Genomic DNA, 245 nt, shown 5'->3' on the forward strand with positions numbered 1-245 from the left:
GATCGGATTGCCATGAGCATCTACTGCCAAGTGAATCTTGGTCGCGCGTCCTGCCACACTTTTACTAATGGATTGTAGGTTCTCATTGCCACCACTGCTGTGCTGATGCGCTTTAATATGAGTACCATCAATGAAGACCCACTCAAGGTCTGCGTCTTTGATCAGTAACGTAAATAATGTAATCAGCTTATTACTGCGAGACCAGCGCTGGTAAGCTTTATAGATGGTATTGGGCTTGCCAAAAT

At 44.9% G+C, this 245-nt stretch carries 1 pseudogene; it reads right to left on the bottom strand.

What is annotated here, in order from left to right:
- Positions 1 to 245 (bottom strand): annotated as a pseudogene (locus CXF58_RS01430) (IS5/IS1182 family transposase); the annotation flags it as partial.

It is taken from the genome of Psychrobacter sp. Sarcosine-02u-2 (assembly GCF_002836335.1).
GTDB classification, from domain to species: Bacteria; Pseudomonadota; Gammaproteobacteria; order Pseudomonadales; family Moraxellaceae; genus Psychrobacter; species Psychrobacter faecalis.